Source organism: Streptomyces sp. A2-16 (assembly GCF_018128905.1).
In the GTDB taxonomy this organism is placed as follows: Bacteria; Actinomycetota; Actinomycetes; order Streptomycetales; family Streptomycetaceae; genus Streptomyces.
In genome coordinates, this window is sequence record NZ_CP063808.1 from 3,901,851 (window position 1) to 3,923,923 (window position 22,073).

At 70.8% G+C, this 22,073-nt stretch carries 22 protein-coding genes; 10 read left to right on the forward strand and 12 right to left on the reverse strand.

Going from position 1 to position 22,073, the window contains the following annotated elements; all coding sequences use genetic code 11:
• Window positions 1-12: 12 nt before the first annotated feature.
• The 4 genes from IOD14_RS17535 to IOD14_RS17550 form a co-directional block, all read right to left on the reverse strand.
• Window positions 13-1,029: an iron-siderophore ABC transporter substrate-binding protein gene (locus IOD14_RS17535; RefSeq protein ID WP_123993535.1), complete on the reverse strand. Its 1,017-nt coding sequence runs from the start codon at window positions 1,027-1,029 to the stop codon at window positions 13-15.
• A gap of 112 nt (window positions 1,030-1,141) precedes the next feature.
• Window positions 1,142-1,987, reverse strand: a complete 846-nt coding sequence (locus tag IOD14_RS17540; protein ID WP_123993534.1) for an ABC transporter ATP-binding protein — start codon at window positions 1,985-1,987, stop codon at window positions 1,142-1,144.
• Window positions 1,984-2,982: an iron ABC transporter permease gene (locus tag IOD14_RS17545; RefSeq protein ID WP_212670724.1), complete on the reverse strand. Its 999-nt coding sequence runs from the start codon at window positions 2,980-2,982 to the stop codon at window positions 1,984-1,986. Before IOD14_RS17545 ends, IOD14_RS17540 begins: the two co-directional genes overlap by 4 nt.
• Entirely contained in the window at window positions 2,979-3,971 is a 993-nt protein-coding gene (locus IOD14_RS17550) for an iron chelate uptake ABC transporter family permease subunit (protein WP_123994843.1), read from the reverse strand. The genes IOD14_RS17545 and IOD14_RS17550 overlap by 4 nt, the downstream gene beginning before the upstream one ends.
• Window positions 3,972-4,160: 189 nt before the next feature.
• Here IOD14_RS17550 and IOD14_RS17555 point away from each other — a divergent pair, with 189 nt between their 5' ends.
• Window positions 4,161-4,994: a (2Fe-2S)-binding protein gene (locus IOD14_RS17555; RefSeq protein ID WP_212670725.1), complete on the forward strand. Its 834-nt coding sequence runs from the start codon at window positions 4,161-4,163 to the stop codon at window positions 4,992-4,994.
• Between the two features lie 44 nt (window positions 4,995-5,038).
• Here the strand turns inward: IOD14_RS17555 and IOD14_RS17560 are convergent, their stop codons facing one another.
• Window positions 5,039-6,793 (reverse strand): ABC transporter ATP-binding protein, encoded by a 1,755-nt coding sequence (locus IOD14_RS17560; RefSeq protein WP_123993531.1) that lies wholly within the window; start codon window positions 6,791-6,793, stop codon window positions 5,039-5,041.
• A 436-nt stretch (window positions 6,794-7,229) separates the two neighbouring features.
• Between IOD14_RS17560 and IOD14_RS17565 the strand changes: the two genes are divergently transcribed.
• The 4 genes from IOD14_RS17565 to IOD14_RS17580 all read left to right on the forward strand — a co-directional run bounded on the left by IOD14_RS17565 (window position 7,230) and on the right by IOD14_RS17580 (window position 10,303).
• Entirely contained in the window at window positions 7,230-8,315 is a 1,086-nt protein-coding gene (locus IOD14_RS17565; RefSeq protein WP_212670726.1) for an S-(hydroxymethyl)mycothiol dehydrogenase, read from the forward strand.
• Window positions 8,315-8,944, forward strand: coding sequence for an MBL fold metallo-hydrolase (locus tag IOD14_RS17570; protein WP_212670727.1), 630 nt, complete (start codon window positions 8,315-8,317; stop codon window positions 8,942-8,944). Before IOD14_RS17565 ends, IOD14_RS17570 begins: the two co-directional genes overlap by 1 nt.
• Window positions 8,934-9,308: a DUF4180 domain-containing protein gene (locus IOD14_RS17575; protein WP_123993528.1), complete on the forward strand. Its 375-nt coding sequence runs from the start codon at window positions 8,934-8,936 to the stop codon at window positions 9,306-9,308. Before IOD14_RS17570 ends, IOD14_RS17575 begins: the two co-directional genes overlap by 11 nt.
• An 80-nt stretch (window positions 9,309-9,388) precedes the next feature.
• On the forward strand, window positions 9,389-10,303 hold the full coding sequence (locus IOD14_RS17580; protein ID WP_123993527.1) for an SDR family oxidoreductase: 915 nt from the start codon (window positions 9,389-9,391) through the stop codon (window positions 10,301-10,303).
• Window position 10,304: 1 nt separating this feature from the next.
• Here the strand turns inward: IOD14_RS17580 and IOD14_RS17585 are convergent, their stop codons facing one another.
• Entirely contained in the window at window positions 10,305-10,841 is a 537-nt protein-coding gene (locus tag IOD14_RS17585; protein ID WP_212670728.1) for a hypothetical protein, read from the reverse strand.
• A 49-nt stretch (window positions 10,842-10,890) separates the two neighbouring features.
• Between IOD14_RS17585 and IOD14_RS17590 the strand changes: the two genes are divergently transcribed.
• Window positions 10,891-11,700, forward strand: a complete 810-nt coding sequence (locus IOD14_RS17590) for an SDR family NAD(P)-dependent oxidoreductase (RefSeq protein ID WP_212670729.1) — start codon at window positions 10,891-10,893, stop codon at window positions 11,698-11,700.
• On the opposite strand, the gene add is transcribed toward IOD14_RS17590, so the two are convergent.
• Window positions 11,697-12,686 (reverse strand): adenosine deaminase, encoded by a 990-nt coding sequence (add, locus tag IOD14_RS17595; RefSeq protein ID WP_123993524.1) that lies wholly within the window; start codon window positions 12,684-12,686, stop codon window positions 11,697-11,699. The two genes, IOD14_RS17590 and add, sit on opposite strands and share 4 nt — an antisense overlap.
• A gap of 186 nt (window positions 12,687-12,872) precedes the next feature.
• Here add and IOD14_RS17600 point away from each other — a divergent pair, with 186 nt between their 5' ends.
• Window positions 12,873-13,568 carry a L,D-transpeptidase family protein gene (locus tag IOD14_RS17600; RefSeq protein WP_123993523.1) on the forward strand — a complete coding sequence of 232 codons (696 nt, stop codon included), beginning with the start codon at window positions 12,873-12,875 and terminating at the stop codon, window positions 13,566-13,568.
• A 29-nt stretch (window positions 13,569-13,597) separates the two neighbouring features.
• On the opposite strand, the gene IOD14_RS17605 is transcribed toward IOD14_RS17600, so the two are convergent.
• Genes IOD14_RS17605 through IOD14_RS17620 form a run of 4 tightly spaced genes read right to left on the reverse strand, consistent with a single transcriptional unit; the run spans window position 13,598 to window position 18,089 of the window.
• Window positions 13,598-14,800 (reverse strand): Gfo/Idh/MocA family oxidoreductase, encoded by a 1,203-nt coding sequence (locus IOD14_RS17605; protein WP_123994842.1) that lies wholly within the window; start codon window positions 14,798-14,800, stop codon window positions 13,598-13,600.
• Between the two features lie 29 nt (window positions 14,801-14,829).
• Entirely contained in the window at window positions 14,830-16,170 is a 1,341-nt protein-coding gene (locus tag IOD14_RS17610; RefSeq protein ID WP_212670730.1) for a sugar ABC transporter substrate-binding protein, read from the reverse strand.
• A gap of 10 nt (window positions 16,171-16,180) precedes the next feature.
• Window positions 16,181-17,107, reverse strand: a complete 927-nt coding sequence (locus IOD14_RS17615) for a carbohydrate ABC transporter permease (protein ID WP_212670731.1) — start codon at window positions 17,105-17,107, stop codon at window positions 16,181-16,183.
• A 16-nt stretch (window positions 17,108-17,123) separates the two neighbouring features.
• On the reverse strand, window positions 17,124-18,089 hold the full coding sequence (locus IOD14_RS17620) for a sugar ABC transporter permease (RefSeq protein ID WP_212670732.1): 966 nt from the start codon (window positions 18,087-18,089) through the stop codon (window positions 17,124-17,126).
• A gap of 167 nt (window positions 18,090-18,256) precedes the next feature.
• Here IOD14_RS17620 and IOD14_RS17625 point away from each other — a divergent pair, with 167 nt between their 5' ends.
• Together IOD14_RS17625 and IOD14_RS17630 are read left to right on the forward strand one after the other, a co-directional pair.
• Window positions 18,257-19,417: an ROK family transcriptional regulator gene (locus IOD14_RS17625; protein ID WP_212670733.1), complete on the forward strand. Its 1,161-nt coding sequence runs from the start codon at window positions 18,257-18,259 to the stop codon at window positions 19,415-19,417.
• Between the two features lie 100 nt (window positions 19,418-19,517).
• On the forward strand, window positions 19,518-19,703 hold the full coding sequence (locus IOD14_RS17630) for a hypothetical protein (RefSeq protein WP_007386663.1): 186 nt from the start codon (window positions 19,518-19,520) through the stop codon (window positions 19,701-19,703).
• Window positions 19,704-20,032: 329 nt separating this feature from the next.
• Here IOD14_RS17630 and IOD14_RS17635 read toward each other — a convergent pair whose 3' ends face one another.
• Entirely contained in the window at window positions 20,033-21,400 is a 1,368-nt protein-coding gene (locus tag IOD14_RS17635) for a S1 family peptidase (RefSeq protein WP_212670734.1), read from the reverse strand.
• 247 nt (window positions 21,401-21,647) lie between these two features.
• Between IOD14_RS17635 and IOD14_RS17640 the strand changes: the two genes are divergently transcribed.
• Window positions 21,648-22,028, forward strand: a complete 381-nt coding sequence (locus IOD14_RS17640; RefSeq protein ID WP_123993517.1) for a PPOX class F420-dependent oxidoreductase — start codon at window positions 21,648-21,650, stop codon at window positions 22,026-22,028.
• Window positions 22,029-22,073: the final 45 nt, after the last annotated feature.

Genomic DNA, 22,073 nt, shown 5'->3' on the forward strand with positions numbered 1-22,073 from the left:
GATCAGCGGGAGCTACTTCTTGGGCAGGGCCACACCGGTGGCCTTCGCCACGTCAGCGAGCATCTGCTCGGCGGCCTGGACCCCGATGCCGGACATCCAGGTCTCGTCCGGGACCTCGAAGACCTTGCCGTCCTTGACGGCCGGGAGGGACTTCCACACCGGGTTGGAGGTGACCTGCTTCTGCTGGGTCTTGTCCGGGGTGTCGGCGGTGGTGACGAAGACCAGATCGGCGTCGGCCTGGTCGATCTGCTCGGGGCTGACGTCCTTCATCGTGACCTCGGGGTCGTTCGACACCTGGGACTTCGGCCGCTGGAGGCCGATGTCGTTCAGGACGACACCGCTGTAGGAGTTGGACTGGTAGAGCCGGGTCGGGCCGGCGATGAAGCGGACCACGGACGCGGTCGGCATGGTGCCGCCGTCCTTCTTCCTGATGGCCTCACCCAGCGCCTTGGCCTGCGTCTCGTACTCCTCGACCTTGGCCGCGGCCTCCTTCTCGAGGCCCAGGGCCTCGGCGTGGACCTTCAGGTTCTGCTTCCAGACACCGCCGGTGGTCTCGGTGAAGACGGTCGGGGCGATCGCGCTGAGCTTGTCGTAGACGGCCTCGTGGCGGACCTTGGACGACAGGATCAGGTCCGGCTTGAGGGAGGCGATCTTCTCCAGGTTGGGTTCGAGCAGCGGGCCGACGTCCGCGGTGCCGCCGAGTTCGCCCTTCAGATACGTCGGGAAGCCGCCCTCGGTCTTGAAGTGCGGGGCGACCGCGCCGACGGGGTCGATGCCGAGCAGGGTGACGTCGTCCAGCTCCCCGGTGTCGAGCACGACGACCCGCTTCGGCTGGGACGGGATCTTCACGTCGCCCATGACGGTCTTGAGGGTGCGGGGGAAACCGGAGGAGGCGGCGGCCTTCGCCGGGGCGGAGTCGTCGGCGGAGTCCTCGCTGCCGCAGGCGGCCAGGACGGCCGTGCCGAGGAGGACGGAGAGCAGCACGGCGAGGAGCCGGCCGATTCCGGGCAGGGGAGAGCGCTTGAGCATGGGGGGTCGGTCCTTCTGGTAGAGATCTGACAGGCATCTGGCCGGCAGGGATCCGGGATGTGGGATCCGTGGTTCGAGTGGTCGTGGGTTCGGGGGTTCGAGGGTTGGGCGGTCAGTCGGCGGCGGCCGGGCGCCGCACCGCGCTGCTTCTCGGGACGACCAGCGGGGTGCCGGTCTCCGGGTCGGGGACGACCCGGCACTCCACGTCGAACACGGACCTGACGAGGTCCGCGTCCAGGACGTCGGCCGGGGCGCCGGCGGCGGCGAGCCGGCCGTCCTTGAGGACCACCATGTGGTCCGCGTACCGGGCGGCCTGTCCGAGGTCGTGCAGCACCATCACCACGGTGCGGCCCGCGTCGGCGTGCAGGGCGGCCACCAGGTCGAGGACGTCGAGCTGGTGCCGCAGGTCCAGGAAGGTGGTGGGTTCGTCGAGCAGGAGCAGCTCGGTGTCCTGTGCCAACGCCAGGGCGATCCAGGCGCGTTGGCGCTGACCGCCGGAGAGCCGGTCGACCGGCTGGTCGCGCAGTGCGGTGGTGCCGGTCCGTTCCAGCGCCTCGTCGACTGCTTTCTGGTCGGCCGCCGACCACGGGCTCAGCAACCGCTGGTGCGGATAGCGGCCCAGCCGTACGAGGGCCTCGACGGTGATCGCCTCGGGTGTGACCGGCTGCTGCGGCAGCAGCCCCATCCTCAGAGCCAGCGCGCGGGCGGACATCCGGTGGATGTCGGCACCGTCGAGCGTGACGCTGCCGGCGGCCGGGGCGAGGAGCCGGCTCAGTCCGCGCAACAGGGTCGACTTCCCGCAGGCGTTGGGGCCGACGATCGCGGTGACCGCCCCGCCGGGCAGGGTCAGGTCGAGCCCGTCGACGACGAGCCGGTCGCCGTAGCGCAGGTCGAGGGAGCGGGTGGACAGCTGGTTGGAGGTGGACACCCTCGGCTCCGGCTTCTGTGTCGTGGTCATGCGTGACTCCTGCGGACGGGCGAGCTCTGGCGGAACATCAGCACCAGCAGCCAGGGCGCGCCGAGGGTGGCGGTGACCGCGCCGACCGGCAGTCCCTCCACCGGCAGCAGGTGCTGCACCACCAGATCGGAGGCGAGCAGCAGCACGGCCCCGGTGAGGGAGGCGAGCGCCAGGGACACGGCGGTCGGCGGTCCGGTCACGAACCGCACGATGTGCGGGACGGCGAGCGCGACGAAGGTCACCGGGCCGGCGAGGGCGGCGGCCAGCGACGCCAAGATGACCGCGATCAGGAGCAGTTGGAGCCTGGCAGTCGAGGTGTTGAGGCCGAGGGCGCCCGCCGAGTCGTCCCCGAGGTCGAGCACCGCGAGCCTGCGGTGCAGGACGAGGGCGACGGCGAGCGCGAGCACCATGGCGCCGCCCGCGCCCCACACCTGCGTCCAGGTGCGGCCGTAGACCGAGCCGGTGGTCCACTGCAGGGCGGAGCCGGCGAGTTCGGCCGGGAAGCGCACGATCATCAGGTTCACGGCGGCCGCGAGAGCCGCCTGGACGGCGAGCCCGGTCAGCACCAGCCGGGTCACGGCGAGCCCGGAGCGCCAGGCGAACACGCCGAGCAGCAGCGCGGAGAGAAGGCCGCCGCCCAGCGCGCCGACCGGGATCAGGGTCTGCGAGGCACCGGCCGCGATCAGCGCGACCGCACCCAGGGAGGCGCCGCCCGTCACCCCCATGACGTCGGGGGAGGCCAGCGGATTGCGGAAGAGCCGCTGGAGCACACAGCCGGCCGCGCCCAGCCCCGCTCCGGCGACGATCGCCGCCGCGCAGCGGGGGGCCCGGAACTGCTGCACCACCAGGACGTCTCCCGCGTCCCCGAGCCCGACCAGAGCCCGCAGCGCGGTGGTCGCGGGGATGCTCATCTCGCCCGTGGTCAGCGAGAGGGTGAGCAGCACGCACAGGGTCACGAGCCCGACCCCCGCGTACACCGTGGACCTGTTGCTCATCGGGCCGCCTTCCGGGCCAGCAGCGCCAGCAGGGGCGCGCCCAGGAAGGCGGTGACGATGCCGACCTCCAGCTCCGAGGGGCGGATCACCAGCCTGCCGAGCACATCTGCCGAGAGCAGGAGCAGCGGACCCGCGATCAGACAGCCGGGGATCAGCAGCCGGTGGTCGCCGCCGAGCAACGGTCGTACGAGATGGGGCGCGGCGAGCCCGATGAAGGCGACCGGTCCGGCCACGGCGACCGCGGACCCGGCGAGCAGGACGACCGCGATTCCGCCCGCCAGCCGGATCCGGGCCACCGGAACACCGAGCGACTGGGCCGAATCGTCGCCCAGGGCAAGGGCGTTGAGGGCGGGGGAGAGGGCCAGGGAGACGAGCAGTCCCAGCAGGAGGGTCGGCAGGACCGGCCACAGGACGTCGAGATCCCGTCCGGCCAGCGACCCGGCGAGCCAGAAGCGGGCCTCGTCGAGGGTGCGCTGGTTCAGCAGCATCACGGCCGACGTCCAGGAGAGCAGCACGAGTTGGAGCACGGTCCCGCCCAGTGCGAGTCGTACGGGGTCGATGTCCCCGGCTCTGCGGGCCAGCGTCTGGGCGAAGAGGGCGGCGCCCGCCGCGCCGGTGAACGCGAACCACATGTACTCGACGGGGCTGTCGAGTTTCAGCGCGAAGATCGCGACGACCACCGCGAAACCGGCGCCCGCGTTGATGCCGAGGGTGGTCGGCGAGGCGAGCGGGTTGCGGGTGATTGCCTGCGCAACGGCCCCGGCGACGCCCAGCGCCGCGCCGACCGCCAGGCCGATCACCGTCCGCGGCAGCCGCAGTCCGGTGACCACCAGCGCGTCCCGTCCGTGAGCGTCGCCGAGGAGCGCGTCGGTCACGGTGGACAGGGGTACCGAGCGCGCGCCGAGCGCGAGGCTCAACACGGCGCAGAGTGCCAGGGCGCCGAGGCCGGCGAGGAACAGGGGTATGTGCCTGAAGGCACGAAAGGGCACACCTGTGGCAGGTACGCCCCGTTGGGTCGCAGTCACGAGCTGTGAGCTTAGGTTAGCCTTGCTTTACTTTTCAACCGCCTGTGCGAAGGCTTTGACGTGGGAACACCTCGATCACTCCGGACTTGATCATATGAGTAAGGTGAGCCTTACCTGTTTGACCTCCTGTGAATCCCCTGTGAGGGAGTGCCGATGCCCCCGGGCCTGAAGACGTCGCCGGACAGCGCGGTCGCGCAGGCGCTCGGCGACGTCTACCGACGCCTGGCCGGCGCCTGCGAGGCGCTGACGGTCCGGGTCGAGGAGACCCCGGGCGCGGGCGTGACGGCCGCGGAGCTGGCGACGGACGCGGACGTGCTGCACGCGTACGTCGCCGCGGAGTCGGAGAGGATTCACGAGCGCTACGGGGTGCGCGTACGCCCGGACGTCGCCGCGTCCCGGGCCCTGCACGACTACGCCTGGACGGTCGGCGTCCTGATGGGCGGGGCCTGGTACCTCGACCGCAGGGTGCCCCGGATCCGCCCCGAGGACCTGCGTCTCGACCTCGCCGAGGGGACGTACGCCATCACCCCGAGCTCCGAACTCGCCTGCCTGACCGGCGACCGACTGGCCCCGGTCCCCGGAGTGCTGACACTCCCTCAGGAGGCCGCGCTGCGGGACAGGTTGCGCAGCGCGGTCGCCGAGCACATGCGCCCGCTGCTCGCCGCGATCGCCCCTGTCGCCCGCCGCCGCTCACGGGCACTGTGGGGCATGGTCGGCGACGACCTGGTGTCCGGCATCTGGTACCTGGGCCGCATGCTCGGCGAGGAGACGGCGGCGGTCACGGCGGCCTCCGAGGTGCTGCCCATCGCCCTGGCCCCTTACCCGAGCGGAGCGGACTTCCGGCGACTGCCGGACGGGAACGGCAACCACCACACCACCCGCACCCGCACGGGCTGCTGCATGTTCTACGCGATCCGCCCGGCACAGGCATGCGTGACGTGCCCGCGTACCGGGGACACGGAGCGTCTCCGGAGACTGGCCGGCTGACAGTGCCCGCGCGGTCGGCCTCAATGCCACCGCGAGCGACGGCATCATCCCTGCGTGGCGAGGAACTGCGTCGCCGCGAGCTCCGCGTACAGAGGATCCCCCGCGACCAGTTCCCCGTGCGTCCCCACCGCCCGCACCCGTCCCGCGTCCATGACCACGATCCGGTCGGCCATCGTCACCGTGGACAGCCGGTGCGCGACGACCAGCACCGTCGTCGTGCGCGCCACATCCGCCACCGTGTCCCGCAGCGCCGCCTCGTTCACCGCGTCCAGCTGGGACGTCGCCTCGTCCAGCAGCAGCAACCGGGGCCGCCGCAGCAGCGCCCTGGCGATCGCCACCCGCTGCCGCTCCCCACCGGACAGCTTGGTCCCCCGATGCCCGACCAGCGTCTCCAGCCCACCGGGCAGCTTGGCCACCAGAGCGTCGAGCCGGGTCGTCTTCAGGACCCGGTTCACCGCGTCCTCGTCGGCCTCCGGGTTCCCGAGCAGCAGGTTCTCCCGAAGCGACCCCGACAGCACGGGCGCGTCCTGTTCCACGTACCCGATCGCGGACCGCAGCTGCGGCAGCTCCCACTCCGCGAGGTCCCGCCCGTCCAGGGTCACGACCCCGGCCTCGGGATCGTAGAACCGCTCGATCAGCGAGAACACCGTGGTCTTCCCCGCCCCGGACGGCCCGACGAACGCCGTCATCCCTCGTGCGGGCACCTCGAACGTCACCCCGTGATGGACGTACGGCAGGTCGTCGGCATACCGGAACCGGACGTCCGCGAAGGCGACGGAAGCCGGCGCGGCCCCGTCGGTGGGCAACGGCGCGGGCAGAGCGGCCGGTTCGGCGGGCAGCCGTAGCGCCTCCTGGATGCGGGCGAGAGCCGCGGCGCCCGTCTGGTACTGCGTGATCGCCCCGACGACCTGCTGGATCGGCGACATCAGATAGAAGACGTACAGCAGGAACGCCACCAGCGTTCCGACGTCGATGGCGCCGGTGGCGACCCGCGCCCCGCCCACCGCGAGCACCGTGATGAACGCGATCTGCATCGCCAGCCCCGCCGTGTTGCCCGCCGCCGCCGACCACTTGGCCGCCCGTACGCTCTGCCGCCACGACTCCTCGGCCGCCGCGTGCAGCGTCCGCTCCTCCCGGTGCTCGGCGCCGGACGCCTTGACCGTGCGCAGCGCGCCGAGGATGCGCTCCAGCGAGGCGCCCATCACGCCGACGGCGTCCTGGGCCTGCCGGCTCGCCCGGTTGATCCGCGGCACGATCACACCGAGGACCGTGCCCGCGGCCAGGATCACGGCCAGCGTGACGCCCAGCAGCACCGGATCGACCAGCCCCATCATCACCACGGTGGCGACCAGCGTGAGCCCGCCCGTCCCGAGGCCCACGAGCGAGTCGGTGGTGACCTCCCGCAGCAGGGTGGTGTCCGAGGTGATCCGGGCCATCAGGTCACCCGGCTCGGTGCGGTCCACGGCCGTGATGCGCAGCCGCAGCAGATACGACGACAGCGCGCGCCGGGCCCCCAGCACCACCGACTCCGCGGTGCGCCGCAGCACGTACGAACCCAGCCCGCCGAGCGCCGCGTTGGCGATCACCAGCCCCGACATGACGAACAACGCGCCGGTGATCGTGCGGTCGTGGGACAGGTCGTCGATCAACTCACGGGCCACCAGCGGCAGCAGCAGACCGGTGGCACCCGTCAGGAGCGAGAGCACGGCACCCGCCAGCAGGGTCCACCGGTGCGGCCGTACGTATCCGAGGAGCAGCCGCCAGGTCGGCGGGCCGGTCTCGGTCTCGGTGGTGCCCACGGCACTCCTTCCGGCCCTACGGCATGCGGAGCCCCCAGGCTACGTCGGCGCTCTCCCGGGGTGCCCGCCGGTTCCGGGGGCGCGGACGACCGGCGGCCGGACCGGCTCCGGAGGCAGACAGCCGTCCGGCATTCCCGCGAGCACCTCGCCCGCGCCCGGCAGGTGGATCCGGCGGCCCCCGGACCGCCCATGGGGCGCACGGCGCGAGGACGGCCCCTCCCCCCTGGACGCCGGACGGCGGGGAGAGCCGGACCCAGCCGGACGAGCCGGTGGGCGGCCTCGGCCCGGCGTGCAGCAGCCGCAGCCGAGGTGCCGGTCCAGGGGGCCCGGGCCGTGCTCCGTGAGGGGGGTGCGCGGGCCGGAATCGGTGCCGTTACCGATCAGTCACGCGTAGGGTCGAAGGGACGTACACCGGGCGAACGAAGGGGTCAGGGCCATGGCGCAGGAGGTACGCGGGGTGATCGCACCCGGCAAGGACGAGCCGGTGCGGGTGGAGACGATCGTCGTGCCGGACCCCGGACCGGGGGAGGCCGTCGTACAGGTGCAGGCCTGCGGGGTCTGCCACACCGACCTGCACTACAAGCAGGGCGGCATCAACGACGAGTTCCCGTTCCTGCTCGGCCACGAGGCCGCCGGAGTGGTGGAGGCGGTCGGCGAGGGGGTGACCGATGTCGCGCCCGGCGACTTCGTGATCCTCAACTGGCGTGCCGTGTGCGGCAACTGCCGGGCCTGCCTGCGCGGGCGGCCCTGGTACTGCTTCAACACCCACAACGCGAAGCAGAGGATGACCCTCACCGACGGCACCGAGCTCTCGCCCGCCCTGGGCATCGGCGCCTTCGCCGAGAAGACGCTGGTCGCCGCCGGACAGTGCACCAAGGTCGACCCGTCGGTCTCGGCCGCGGTCGCGGGCCTGCTGGGCTGCGGGGTGATGGCCGGCATCGGTGCCGCGATCAACACGGGGAACGTCGGCCGGGGCGACACCGTCGCCGTGATCGGCTGCGGCGGCGTCGGCGACGCGGCGATCGCCGGCTCGAACCTCGCGGGCGCGGCGAGGATCATCGCCGTCGACATCGACGACCGCAAGCTGGAGAAGGCCCGCACGATGGGCGCGACCCACACCGTCAACTCGAAGGACGCCGACCCGGTCGAGGCGATCCGTGAGCTGACCGGCGGCTTCGGCGCCGACGTCGTCATCGAGGCCGTCGGCCGCCCGGAGACGTACAAGCAGGCGTTCTACGCCCGCGACCTCGCAGGCACCGTCGTCCTCGTCGGCGTGCCCACCCCCGAGATGAAGCTGGAGCTGCCGCTCCTCGACGTCTTCGGGCGCGGTGGCTCGCTCAAGTCGTCCTGGTACGGCGACTGCCTGCCCTCCCGTGACTTCCCCATGCTGATCGACCTGCATCTGCAAGGCCGCCTGGACCTGGAGGCGTTCGTGACCGAGACCATCCAACTCGACGAGGTGGAGAAGGCGTTCGAGCGCATGCACCACGGCGACGTCCTGCGCTCGGTGGTGGTGCTCTGATGGCCGCCCGCATCGAACGCCTCGTCACCTCAGGACAGTTCAGCCTCGACGGCGGCACCTGGGACGTCGACAACAACGTCTGGATCGTCGGTGACGACCACGAGGTCGTCGTCATCGACGCCGCCCACGACGCCGACGCCATCCTCGAGGCCGTGGGGGACCGCAGGCTGACCGCGATCGTCTGCACCCACGCCCACAACGACCACATCGACGCCGCCCCGGCCCTCGCCGACCGCACCGGCGCCACCATCTGGCTGCACCCCGACGACCTGCCGCTGTGGAAGCAGACCCACCCCGACCGCGACCCGGACGCCCATCTGCGCGACGGCCAGGTCATCGAGGCCGAGGGCATCGACCTCCAGGTGCTGCACACCCCCGGCCACGCACCGGGCGCGGTCTGCCTCTACGACCCCGGCCTCGGCACCGTCTTCACCGGCGACACCCTGTTCCAGGGCGGCCCGGGCGCCACCGGCCGCTCCTGGTCCCACTTCCCGACGATCATCGACTCGATCCGGGACCGGCTCCTCGCCCTGCCGCCCGAGACGAAGGTCCTCACCGGTCACGGCGACCCGACGACGATCGGCGCCGAGGCCCCGCACCTGCAGGAATGGATCGACCGTGGCCACTGACGACGTCGTGCACCTGAACGGTCTGAACGTCCTGCACTGCGCCCCCGACGGACCGCCGCTGGACGGCGAGCGGGCGGCCCTCGACCTGATCGGCGACGCGATGGGCCGTGACGCCCAGGTGGTCGCCGTACCCGTGGCCCGGGTCGCCGAGGAGTTCTTCCGGCTGCGGTCGGGTGTCGCGGGCGCGGTGATGCAGAAGTTCGTGACCTACCGGGTCCGGCTGGCGGTCGTCGGTGACGTCACCCGCCACCTCGACGACAGCACGGCCCTCAGGGACTTCGTCCACGAGACGAACCAGGGCGGCCACATCTGGTTCCTGCCGGATCTGGACACCCTGGACGAGAAACTGCGCGCGGCCGGGTGACTTCCCGTAAATCACGACAGAGGCTGTCCGGCTTCCCGGCCATGCTCGAAGAGACATCGGGCAACAACGGGAGGTCGGACATGTCACAGCCGCTGGAAGGCAAGGTCGCACTGGTCGCCGGGGCCACACGGGGGGCCGGGCGCGGGATCGCCGTGGAGCTCGGGGCGGCGGGAGCGACCGTCTACGTCACCGGACGCAGTACCCGCGCCCGCCGCTCCGAGTACGACCGCCCGGAGACCGTCGAGGACACCGCCGACCTCGTCACGGCGGCCGGGGGCCACGGCATCGCCGTACCCACCGACCACCTGGACCCCGCGCAGGTCCGCGCGCTCGTCGACCGCATCGCAGGCGAGCAGGACCGCCTCGACATCCTCGTCAACGACATCTGGGGCGGCGAACACCTCTTCGCGTGGGACAGCCCGGTGTGGGAGCACGACCTCGACAACGGTCTGCGGCTGCTCAGGCTCGCGATCGACACACACGCGATCACCAGCCACCACGCCCTGCCCCTGCTGCTGCGCAGGCCCGGCGGCCTCGTGGTCGAGATGACCGACGGAACCGACGCCTACAACCGCGAGAACTACCGCGTGTCCTTCTTCTACGACCTCGCCAAGACGGCCGTCGTCCGCATGGCCTTCGCCCTGGGACACGAGGTCGGCCCGCGCGGCGCGACCGCCGTCGCGCTCACCCCGGGCTGGCTGCGCTCGGAGATGATGCTCGACCACTTCGGGGTGCGGGAGGACAACTGGCGCGACGCCCTCGACCGCGTCCCCCACTTCGCGATCTCGGAGACCCCCCGCTACGTGGGCCGTGCCGTCGCCGCACTGGCAGCCGACCCCGACGTGTCCCGCTGGAACGGCCAGTCCCTCGACAGCGGCTCGCTCGCCCGGACGTACGGCTTCACGGACCTCGACGGCAGCCGCCCCGACGCCTGGCGCTACATGGTCGAGGTCCAGGACGCGGGAAAGCCGGCCGACACGTCGGGCTACCGCTAGGTCAGGACGGCCGCAACGGAGGCAGCTGCCATCGCACCGCGAGGCCCGGTGGCAGCGCCAGGTCGTCGCGTACGGCCGCGTAGTAGCCGTCGCGCCCGTTGCGGTGCCGTTCCAGCAGTGTCCGCCAGGCCGCCGGATCGCGCCTTTCGTCGCGCAGGAACTGCTCCATCTCCAGCACCACCGTGACCCACACCCGCGCCTTCTCCACCACCTCCGGGCTCCCCAGCAGTAGCAGGGCCTCCCCGTCCGGGTCCCGGGCGAGCGTGGACTCCGCCAGCAGGGGCGCGGCCTCCTGAGGGGTCAGCGGATGCGGATGGGGGTCGTTGCCGAAGTGGGACGCCACCCGGCACGCGAGAGTGATCGTCTTCTTCAGCGTCCGCGCGTAGTCGGAGTACACCGCCAGCCGCCGTTCCTCCCAACGGGCCGCCTGTTCACGGTGGAAGCGCGCGCGGTCGCTGCGCACGACCGCCACGTACGAGCCGAGTGCGCCGATCACGACGCCGATGAGCGCGGGGAGTTGTTGTATGAACGCCGACATGGACGCACGGTATCTGCCCTGTTGATCACCGAGGGGCTATCTTCGGCCCATGACCCACACCAAGCGCTTCGAGGGACACACGGCCCTGGTCACGGGCGCCGCCCGCGGGATCGGCGCGGCGGCGGCCCGCCGGCTCGCCGAGGAGGGGGCGCGGGTGGTGCTGACCGACCGCGACGGGCACGTGGTCGAGGAGACGGCGGCGCGCCTGCGTGAACAGGGCTTCACCGCACAGGCGTGGCAGTGCGACGTGGCGGACCGTACGGCCGTCGAGGCGGCCGTCGCCCACACCGTGGCGGCGTTCGGGACCCTCGACGTCCTGGTCAACTGCGCCGCGCGGTGCACCCCGGAGACCCCGCTCTTCGAGGACGACTCCGACGAGGAGTGGGCACGGGACCTGGACATCACGCTGAGCGGGCCGTACCGCTGCTCGCGGGCGGCGCTCCCGCACCTGGTCGCCTCGGGGCGCGGCGCGATCGTCAACATCGGCTCGGTCAACGGGCTCCAGGACTTCGGGAACCATGCCTACAGCGCCGCCAAGGCGGGCCTCGGCTCCCTGACCCGCACTCTCGCCGGGCACGCGGCGGCCCGCGGGGTCCGCGTCAACCTGGTGATCCCCGGGACGGTCCGCACCTCCGCCTGGGAAGGGCGCGAGGCGGAGCTCTCGGAGCTGCGTCGGCTGTACCCCCTGGGCCGGGTCGGCGAGCCCGAGGACATCGCCGCCGCGGTCGCCTTCCTCGCCTCCCGCGACGCGGCGTGGATCACCGGCACCACGCTGGTCGTCGACGGCGGCCTCACCGCGGTCAACACCGGCTTCCACACGGCTCTCCACCCCGGCAGGGGCGGGCAGACGGCCGACTAGAGGGTGTCCAGCCAGTCGGCGACGAGTGCGACGGCCTTGTCCTTGAGGGTGCGAGGGGCGCCGGAGGACTCGATCGAGGTACGGGCGATCGCGGCGAGTCGGTCGTCGCCGAGGGCGAGAGTCGTGCGGGCTGCCGTGTACTCGTCCAGCAGGCCGGAGCCGAACAGGAGAGGGTCGTCGGCGTTGAGGGTGCAGCGGACGCCGGCGTGCAGCAGCTTCGGAAGGGGATGGGCGGAGAGGGATTCCACGACTCCGAGGGCGACGTTGGAGGTGGGGCAGACGTCGAGGACCACGCCTTCCGCAGCCAGGCGGGCGAGCAGCGAGGGGTCCTCGACTGCCCGTACACCGTGTGCGATGCGTTGCGCGCCGAGCGCGTCGAGTGCGGCGCTCACGCCGGCCGGACCGGCGAATTCCCCTGCGTGCGGGGCGGAGATCAGTCCGGCGTCACGGGCGATGGCGAATGCCTCGGCAAACGGCTCCGGGGGATACCGGGCTTCGTCGCCGGCCAGGCCGAAGGCGACCACCCCCTTGTCGGCGCGCCGGGCCGCGAGTCGAGCGGCCGCGACACCCTCCGAGGGATCCGCGTTGCGCCGGGCGAACACCATGACGCCGAAGCCGATGCCCAGCCTGTCAGCGGTACGGCACCCCTCGTCGAGCACCGCGTCCAGGACGTCGAGTGCCGCCCCCGGATCAGCCTCGTAGGTCAGCGGGTTCACGTGCGGTTCGATCCACACCGCCCCGTCCGCGGCGGCGTCCTCGACCACCTCGCGCACCAGCCGCAGAAGATTTTCCCGCGGCCCTTCACGCACCAGCTGCGCAGCGGCACCGTACAAGGGCCCGAAGTCCTCGAACGACGCGAAGCCGGCGCCCACCGCCGGTGGACGCAGACCCCGCTCGCCGGCCAGTTCCGCGAGCGTGGACGGGCGCATCGCGCCCTCGAGATGCAGATGGAGGTGAGCCTTCGGCAGCCGGACGAGGCTTCGCATGGCGCATTACTCTATGGCCTTGCCGTGAGGAGCACGTCCTTGCCCGCAGGAAGGCTCCTGTTTCACCGGCTCGACAATTGTCACCGTTCGGTCCCAGGGCACGTCGCAGTACAACGAACGAGGGCGGACACCTGTCTAGATGGCAGAGATCGCAGGACGGTACAAACGTATGAAGGGGACAGGGCCATGGGGGACATACGCAGACGGGGTGCCGTCGCACTCGGGATCACCGGACTCGTCGCACCGCTGACCATCGCGCTGGGCGCCGCGCCCGCGCAGGCGGCGAGCTGCACCACGCAGGCGGGGCCGTACCAGAAGAAGGTGGAGAAGTTCCTCGGCCGTCCGGTCGACGGACGGCAGTCCACCGCCGACTGCAAGGCGATCAAGGCCTTCCAGACCAAGCACGGCATCACACCGAACATCGGCTACGCGGGATCCGTCACCTGGGGCGTGATGGACCTGATGAACAAGCAGAAGGCCGTCGGCAGCAACCCCAACCGGGACGGCAAGTGCCCGACGAACAAGGGCCGCATCGCCTGCGTGAACCTCACCCTCCAGCTGAGCTGGATCCAGGACGGCGACCGCCTCGTCTACGGCCCCGTCCCGGTCCGCACCGGCCGCAACGGCTACGAGACCCGCACAGGGCTGAAGAAGATCTACTGGCGGGACATCGACCACGTCTCGTCGATCTACAACGTGCCGATGCCCTACAGCCAGTTCTTCGACGGCGGCCAGGCCTTCCACTCGGTGAACCTCAGCATGTGGAACCCGCCGGGCTCCCACGGCTGCACCAACATGACGCCCAAGGACGCCAAGAAGTACTGGTCGCTGCTGAAGAAGGGCGACGACGTCTTCGTGTACGGCCGCAAGCCGGGCACCTGAGTCCTCGGGCGCCCGGCGCGACGGCACGCTCACGCGTCGGGCGCGTCCCCGAAGTCCGGGATCTCCAGCCTGGCCCCGCCCTGTCGCGCGGAGTCGTGCGCGACGATGCCGGGCAGGGTGTAGCGGGCCGCCACCCAGGCGTTGACCGTCGGCAGGGTGCGGGTGTTGACCGCGGTCACGAAGTCGTCCACCAGGAAGTGGTGGCTGCCCTCGTGGCCGTTGTGCAGGTTGTCGAACGACCGCGGCAGCCGCGCCCGGTCGTGCACCGGCGCCGAGCCGGAGGTGAAGGCGGCCCGCAGCTCCGGCGCGATGTGCTGGAGTGACGGGTCGTCAGGAGACATGGTGGGCTTGGGCTCCAGCAGTTCGCTGATGTCCTTGACGCCCTTCTTGTCCTGCCACAGCGCGACGGTCGCGAGCTGTTCCATGCTCGCCTCCGTCCCGAAGAACCGGAAACGTGACTCCCGGATGTGGGAGGGGTAGCCCACCCGCCGGAACTCGTTCGTGCGGAACGAACCGCCACCCGCCACCTCGAACAGCGCGGTCGCGTTGGAGAAGTCGTTGCCGAACTGGCTGACGTCCTTGTCGAACACGCCGTCCCCGCGGTCGTCGACCACACCGATGGCCGACACGCTCACCGCGTGCGTCTGCCAGGCGCCCAGCACCCCGCCCACCGAGTGGGTGGGATAGAGCAGCGGGGGATAGCTGGCGGTCTCCTTCCATCGCTCGCCGCCGCTGTACTGGTACGCCTCGTAGAAGCCCAGATCCATGTCGTGGACGTAGTCGCCCTCGGCGTAGAAGAGCCGCCCGAAGGCGCCCTCGGCGATCTGGTTGCGGGCGTGCACGGTGGCCGGGTTGTACTGGCTGGTCTCACCCATCATGTACGTCAGCCCGGTCGCCCGGACCGCGTCGATGATCGCCGAGATCTCCTCGGTGGTGATGGCCATGGGCACCGCGGAGTACACGTGCTTGCCGGCGTTCAGGCCCTGGAGCACCAGAGGGCCGTGCGTCCAGCGCTGAGTGAAGATCGCGACCGCGTCGACCTCCTTCGACTCCAGCATGGCCTCGTACGTGGGGAAGGTGCCCGCCAGGCCCTGCGCCGAGGCGAGCTGCTCGGCCCGTTCGGGCAGCAGGTCGGTGACGTAGACGTCGCCGACACCGGGGTGGGCCTGGAACAGCGTGGCGAACTGGCCGGAGAACTGGCCGGCGCCGACGATGCCGAGGGAGAACGTCATGGAGTGCGTGCCCTTCACTGGTCGCGGGATCACTGCGAGAGGATCAGGTTGATCTGGTCGTTGGTCCGGTCGAGGCTCGTCACCGACTTGCCGTTGCCGAAGATGTCCTGCATGGCGGGGTGCATCAACGCGTACACGTCCGCGGCGTAGTTGGTGATGGGGTAGGAGAAGGTCCTGAAGTCCTTCTTGTCGGCGACCGGCTCGGTGAAGGCCGTGACGTCGATGCCCTTCTTCCGGTAGGCGGCCACGGCGGCGGCGGTGCCGTCAGGTGTGGCGGGGAAGACGATGCCGTAACCGCCGACCGTCCTCTGGCACTCGTTCGACGACAGGTACTTCACCCACTTGCGGGCGCCCTCCTTGTTGCGGGCGTTCTTGGTGATGGAGTCGGCGAGACCGTTCATCATGGTCGCGCGCTTGCCGGTGGGGCCCTCGGGAGTGACCGCGGTGCGCATGTCGAGGCCCTTGAACCCGGCGTACGTCGAGATCATCCAGGCTCCGTCGAAGGCGGTCGCCGCCTTGCCGGCCGAGACCTGGGTGTTGGCCTGGTTGGACTGGGAGTTGTAGTCGGTGAAGGGCGCCATGTAGCCCTTCTTCGCCAGCCCGAAGTACCACTTGATCGCCGACTGGAAGGCGGGGCTGTCGTACTGGTACCTGGTGCCCCACCGTGCCTTGTCGGTGTAGTTCCAGCCGGTGGAGGCGGTGAAGTTGCTCCACTGGGTCTGGCCGTCGCCGTCCCCGCCGCCGTTGGTGGCCAGGCCGTAGACCTTGACGTTGTTCTTGTCGAAGCCGGGCTCGTCGCCGCGTTTGCCGTTCCTGTCGACGGTGAGATGAGCGATGGCCTTCTCGAAGCTGCCGCCGTCCTTCGGGTTCCACGACAGGTCGTTCAGCTGCGCCACCGTGAGCCCGGCCGCGTCGGTCATCTTCTTGTTGTAGAAGAGGGCGACGGTGTCCCAGTCCTTCGGGGCGCCGTAGCGGTGGCCGTCCTGGCCCATCCAGTTGGCCGCCAGGCCGGGCTGGTAGGCGGAGTCGTCGATGCCCAGGTCGTCGAGCGGTTCGAGGACCTTCAGGTCGGCGAACTGGCCGAACTTCTGGATGTGGTCGGTGAACACGTCCGGCTCGGTGCCCGCGATGAAGCTCGCGGTCAGCTTGGTCCAGTAGTCGTCCCAGCCCAACTGGGTGATCTTGACGCGCAGTCCGGGGTTCCGCTTCTCGAACTCCCTGGCGCAGGCCTGGTAGGCGGGCTGCTGGTTGGAGTCCCACAGCCAGTACGTCACCGTGTGCGAGGCGGACCCGGCGGAGCCGCTCTGCGCGCACCCCGACAGACACAGGGCGAGTGCGCCGGCCACCGCGGTCAGCGTACGAAGTCGCATCAGAAGTCCCTCACTTGATCCCGGTGAAGCTGATGGTGGACACGATGCGGCGCGCGAAGCACCCGAACAGCACCAGCATCGGCAGCGCGGCGATGAGCGTCGCCGCCATGAGGCCCGACCAGTCGACACCCGACTGCGGGGTCTGGGCCCGGAAGATGGCCAGAGCGACGGTCAGGACGCGTGAGTTGTCGCTGTAGGACACCATCAGCGGCCAGAAGTAGTCGTTCCAGGACGTGATGTACGTCAGCACGGCCAGGGTGAGCACCGGCGTGGACGCCATCGGCAGCAGCACCCGGAAGAAGATCCGCACCTTCCCGGCACCGTCCAGCAGGGCCGCCTCCTCGACCTCGCGGGGCACGTTCATGAAGAACTGCCGGAGGAAGAAGACCGCGAACGGCGTCATGAACATCGTCGGCAGCGCGATGCCCAGCAGGTTGTCGATCAGGCCGAGTTCCTTGATGAGCACGAAGTTCGGCAGCAGGGTGAAGATGGTCGGCACCATCAGCCCTGCCAGGAACAGTGCGAACACCTGGTCGCGGCCCCGCCAGCGCAGCCGGGCGAAGGCGTACGCGGCCATCGCGGAGAAGAAGATCTGGCAGACGGTCACCAGGGTCGAGACGATCACCGAGTTGAGCAGATAGCGCCAGAACTTCAGCCCGCCGCCCGCACCGCCCTGCGCGATCGCGTCCTTCGTGGACTCCAGGCCCAGCGCGCGGGCGAATCCGGTGCCGGTCGGGTCCACCGGCAGCGGGTCGGAGGCGTGGCCGGCGAGCCCGGAGTTGGTGGACAGCGCGGTGCGCAGGATCCAGTAGAACGGGAGCAGGGTCACGAGCACGATCGCACCCATCGCCGCCCAGGCCAGGATCCGGCCCAGGGAGAGGGGACGGCGCCCGGTGGGCCGTACGCGTGTCGTCGTGGTGGTGGTCACGGCAGCCATGTCGACTCCTTCCGGGTCAGCCGAGATCGGTCTGGCCGGCCCGGGTGAGCCGGTACTGCAGGACGGTGATCGCGCTCAGCACGACCAGGAGGGCGACGGACATCGCGGACGCGTAGCCGAACTGGAAGCGCCCGAAGGCCGATTGGTAGATGTAGAACTGGAGCACGTTGGTCGCGTTCGCCGGACCGCCCGCCGTCGTCACGGCGACCGTGTCGAACACCTGGAAGGAGCCGATCACCGTCATGATCAGGACGACCGCCAGGACCGGACGCAGCAACGGCATCGTGATCCGCCAGAACATCCGCCACTCGCTCGCGCCGTCCACCTTCGCCGCCTCGTACATGTCGTTCGGGATGGCCATGAGTCCCGCGAACAGCAGCAGCGCGGTGTAGCCGACGTGCCGCCAGACGTTGATGAGGGCGATCGTCGGGATCGCCCAGGTCTCGTCGGCGAGGAAGGGGATGCGGTCGAAGCCGAGCCCGGCGATGATCTCGTTGCCGATGCCGAGCTGGTTGTCGAGGATCCACAGCCAGACCAGGCCCGCGACCACGTTCGACATCAGATACGGCGTGAGCACGATCCCGCGCAGCACCGCCGACTGCGTCAGACGCTGCAGCAGGACGGCGATGCCGAGGGCCGAGACCGTCTGGACGCCGATGTTGATGGCCACGTACTCGACGGTGACCTTGAGCGAGTCCCAGAAGATCGGGTCGTGGAACATCCGGTCGTAGTTGGCGAAGCCCACCCACTCCGCCGGCGTCAGCAGATTGAAGCGGGTGAAGCTCAGATAGATGCCCCGCAGCGTCGGCCAGAGCAGGAAGACCACGAAACCCACCAGGGCCGGAGCGATGAACACCGCGGCCAGGCGCCCGTCGCCCCCCTTCGACCCGCCTGTGCCCCGGTCCGTGCCCGGTGTGGTCCGTACCCCCTCGGCGTCGCCGAGCGGCAGACGCGACGGAGGGCTGCTGGAGGCGATGGTCATCGGGAGACTCCCTCGTCTGCGGTGGCTCGTCCTCGGCCACTTACTTTTGCCGTGGAAGAATCAAGGCGTCAAGAGGGCTGCAAACTTCTTTTCAGGGCCGCCATCGACCCCTTAACATGGTCACGTTGCTTTTATGGCGAAAGAAATCATGTGGGAGTCTGACCTTCATGACCGCAGTTGCCGCCAGCTGGCTACCCCTGAGCGCCGGTGAGCGCTCGGTGGCGATCGAGGTGCTCGTCCACGGCCCGCTGTCGCGCACCGAACTCGCCCGCCGTCTCGACCTGTCCGCCGGCAGCCTCACCCGGCTGACCAAACCGCTCATCGAGTCCGGCCTGCTGGTCGAGGTCCCCGAGGCGGGTGCCCCGGCCGAGGTGCGTCAGGGGCGCCCCTCGCAACCGCTCGACGTGGTCGCCGAGTCCCGCTCCTTCATCGGTTTCAAGATCACCGAGGACATGGTCTACGGCGTCGTCACCACCCTCAGGAGCGAGATCGTCGCCCGCCACGACCGGCCCCTCGCCAGCCACGACCCCGACCGGGTCGCCGACCTCCTGGCGGAGATGACCGCCGAACTGGCCCGCGCGTACCCGCGGCTCGCCGGCATCGGCATCGGCGTCGGCGGCTTCGTCCAGGAGCGTGCCGTCGTCGGCGAGTCACCGTTCCTGCACTGGCGCGACGTCCCCCTCGGTGAACTCGTCGAGGAGCGCACGGGGTTGCCCGTGGTCGTCGAGAACGACGTCGCCGCCCTCGTCGAGGCCGAGACATGGTTCGGGGCGGGGCGCGGCCTCGACCGCTTCGTCGTCCTCACCATCGGCGCCGGCATCGGGTACGGCCTGGTCCTGGGCGGCCGGCGCGTCCCCTACGCCGAGGAGGACCGGGGCTTCGGACGGCACTGGATCATCGACCCCAACGGGCCCCTCACGCCCGACGGCAACCGCGGCAGCGCCGTCTCCCTGCTCACCATCCCCAACATCCGCTACCAGGTGCAGGCCGCCACCGGCCGCGACCACGGCTACGAGGAGATCCTCGCCCTCGCCGCGGCCGGCGACCCCATGCCCGCCCGGGTCATCGAGGAGGCCGGGCGCGCCCTCGGTGTCCTGGTCGCCCAGATCGCCAACTTCGCCATGCCCCAGAAGATCATGCTCGCCGGAGAGGGTGTCGGGCTGATGGACGTGGCGGGCAAGGCCGTCGAGGACGCGATCCGCTCCCACCGTCACCCCCTGGCCGCCCCGATCGACCTGGAGACCAGGGTGTCCGACTTTCACGACTGGGCCCGCGGGGCCGCCGTACTGGCGATCCAGGTGCTGGTCCTGGGTGTGGCCGAAGTGTGAACCGGGCCACACCCCTTGACAGTTGGACGTGATCAGTAACACGGTCCGTTATGCCCTTTTCTGGTGTGATTACTCACGGCGCCTTCACGTCCGGAGCCGTATGCTTCACACCATGTCCACCACTGTTGAACCCGTGACCGATCGATCGGCCGACGAGGTCAACGAGGAGATCCGGGCCCTGTGGCGCCGGGCGGGCGGGACACTGAGCGGCGAGCAGCGCGAGGAGTATCAGCGCCTCGTCCTGGAGTGGGCCGCCGCCGCTCCGCAGCCGGTCCGGGCGGCCTGACCCCGGCGAACCCCGCGGGGCAGCACCGCCCGCCCCCGGCCACCCCTGACGGGGCGGCCCCTCTCCTCGCACCGGCCTCAGCGGTCCGTTGTCCCGCCGCGCCCACGTCACCTTTGTCGGAGTGGGTGTGCGGAGTGCTCCTCGGTGACCGGAGTCCCCGACGGACCCGCCGGCCGGTGCCGGCGTCGCGCTCCCGTGCATCGCCCCCGCCGAGGCCGGTGCCTCCGGCGGGCCATGGCCTGTGATGCTGCCCGCTGCGGCCCGGCATCCTCGGCGGGTTCGCCTGCCGCCCGTTCGAGCCGTTCGGGCGGTGCTCGTCGAAGCGGGACTCAGCCCCAGGTCGTCGAGTAGTACCGCTGATACGCCTTGCGGTCCTGTTCCGAGCGGATGTACCGGGCCGCCACCAGCGCGATCAGACTCCCCCCGACGACCAGCAGACCGGGCCCGACGTTCCGGGTGTCCGTGAGCCGGCTCAGCAGGGGCGTGCCCTGGGCACCCTCCACCGCCGCCGCGGAACCGGGAGAAGCGGCACCGGGAGCGATCGAGCCCTGCGCGGAGGTGGCCGACGGCGCGGGAGAGGGCCCGCCGGCGGCGGCCGGGTTCGACACGATCAACCGCATGCCCAGATCCGAGAGCGCCTTCGTCACCGGCTGGAAGAACGTCGTACCGCCCTGGGTGCAGTCGCCGCTGCCACCGGAGGTGATGCCGAGCGCGATCCCCTCGGAGAACATCGGCCCGCCGCTGTCCCCGGGCTCGGCGCACACATTCGTCTCGATCAGCCCGGTGACCGTGCCCTCCGGGTAGTTCACCGTCGAGTTGACCCCCGTCACCTGGCCGTCGCGCAGTCCGCTCGTGCTGCCGCTGCGGAACACCCGCTGCCCGATGGCCGGATCGCCGGCGCCGGTGATCTGCACACCCTTGCCGTTGCCGATGAACACCACACCGGCCCCGTCGCCCGCCTTCCCGTCGGCGTACTGGACCAGGGAGTAGTCGTTGCCCGGGAAGCTCTGGGACACGGTCCTGCCCAGCTGGTTGGTGCCCCCGGTGTCCGCGAACCAGGTCGAGCCGGTGGGGCCGCAGTGCCCGGCGGTGAGGATGAAGTCGCTCTGGCCGTTGGTCACGTTGAAGCCCGCCGAACAGCGTCCGCCGGTCGACAGGATCGGCTGCGCCCCGTTCAGGCGGGGGGTGAAGGTGCCCTCGGTGCGCTCCATGCGGACGAAGCCGCCGATGCCGTCCGCGACCTTCGTCATGGCGGCCCACTCGGACGCCGAGACGGTGCTGTCGCCCTGCACGACCACCTCGTTGGTCCGGTAGTCCATGGACCAGGCGGTCCCGGCCACCCGGGGCGCGGAACGCAGCGTCTTCGCCGCCGACTTCAGCTCGTCCATGCTGTGTCCGACGACCTTCGCCTTGGCCCCCGCCTTGCGCACCTCGGCGGCCGCCTGCTCGTCGGTGACCGCGACGACCGGCTTGCCGTCGGCGCCGATCCAGGTGCCGGCCGTACGGGCGGAGCCGAGCCGTGCCACCAGATCCGCACCCGTCTGCCCCGCCTTGACGGCGTAGGTGTGCGGTACGGCGGTGGTGGCGGGAGTCTCGCTCGCGACGGCCCGTGTGACCATCACACCTCCCAGGAGGAGTCCGCCGACTGCCGCCAGCCGTGTCACTCGCCGGACGACCCGTCGTCGTGCGTGCCTCATGCATGGCTCCCGAAGCCGAACAAGCGGTGTGTGCACCGCGGGGCCCTCCGGTCGTTGAGTGCCCTCCTTGCATACGCGGCCGGGGCCGGGCGCGTTCACGACAGCCGGTGATCCTGTGTCGCCGGTTCCACCCGAGGCGCCTCAACCAGCCACGCGCAGGGCCGTGTTGGCCTGAACCCCACGCATCGGGGACCGGCAGCGGGTAACGCGCCCTGGCGCAGCGGAGGTGTCGGCCTAGACTTCTGTCATGGACGGCACGCCGCTGGAGCGGCTCGGCGCGGGCAAGTACCTGCTGCTCACCAGCTATCGCAAGAACGGCACCCCGGTCGCCACCCCCGTGTGGGTGGTCCGCGACGGGGACGCGCTCGGTGCGTGGTCGGCCGCCGACTCCTGGAAGGTGAAGCGGATCCGGGCCCGCGCGGACGTCCTCGTCGGGCCCTGCGACCTGCGGGGCAACCCGACCGGCGACCAGGTCCCGGCCACGGCGGAGATCTGCGACGCGGCGACCACCGCCCGTTACCGGAAGCTCCTGGCCCGGAAGTACGGCATCCTCGGCCGCCTCACGCTCCTCGGCAGCAGGCTGCGCCGCGGGTCGGACGGGACGGTCGGGATCCGCGTGACCCTGTGACGAACGGGGCCCGGTCGGACCGGGCCCCGCACAAACGGTCAGCGC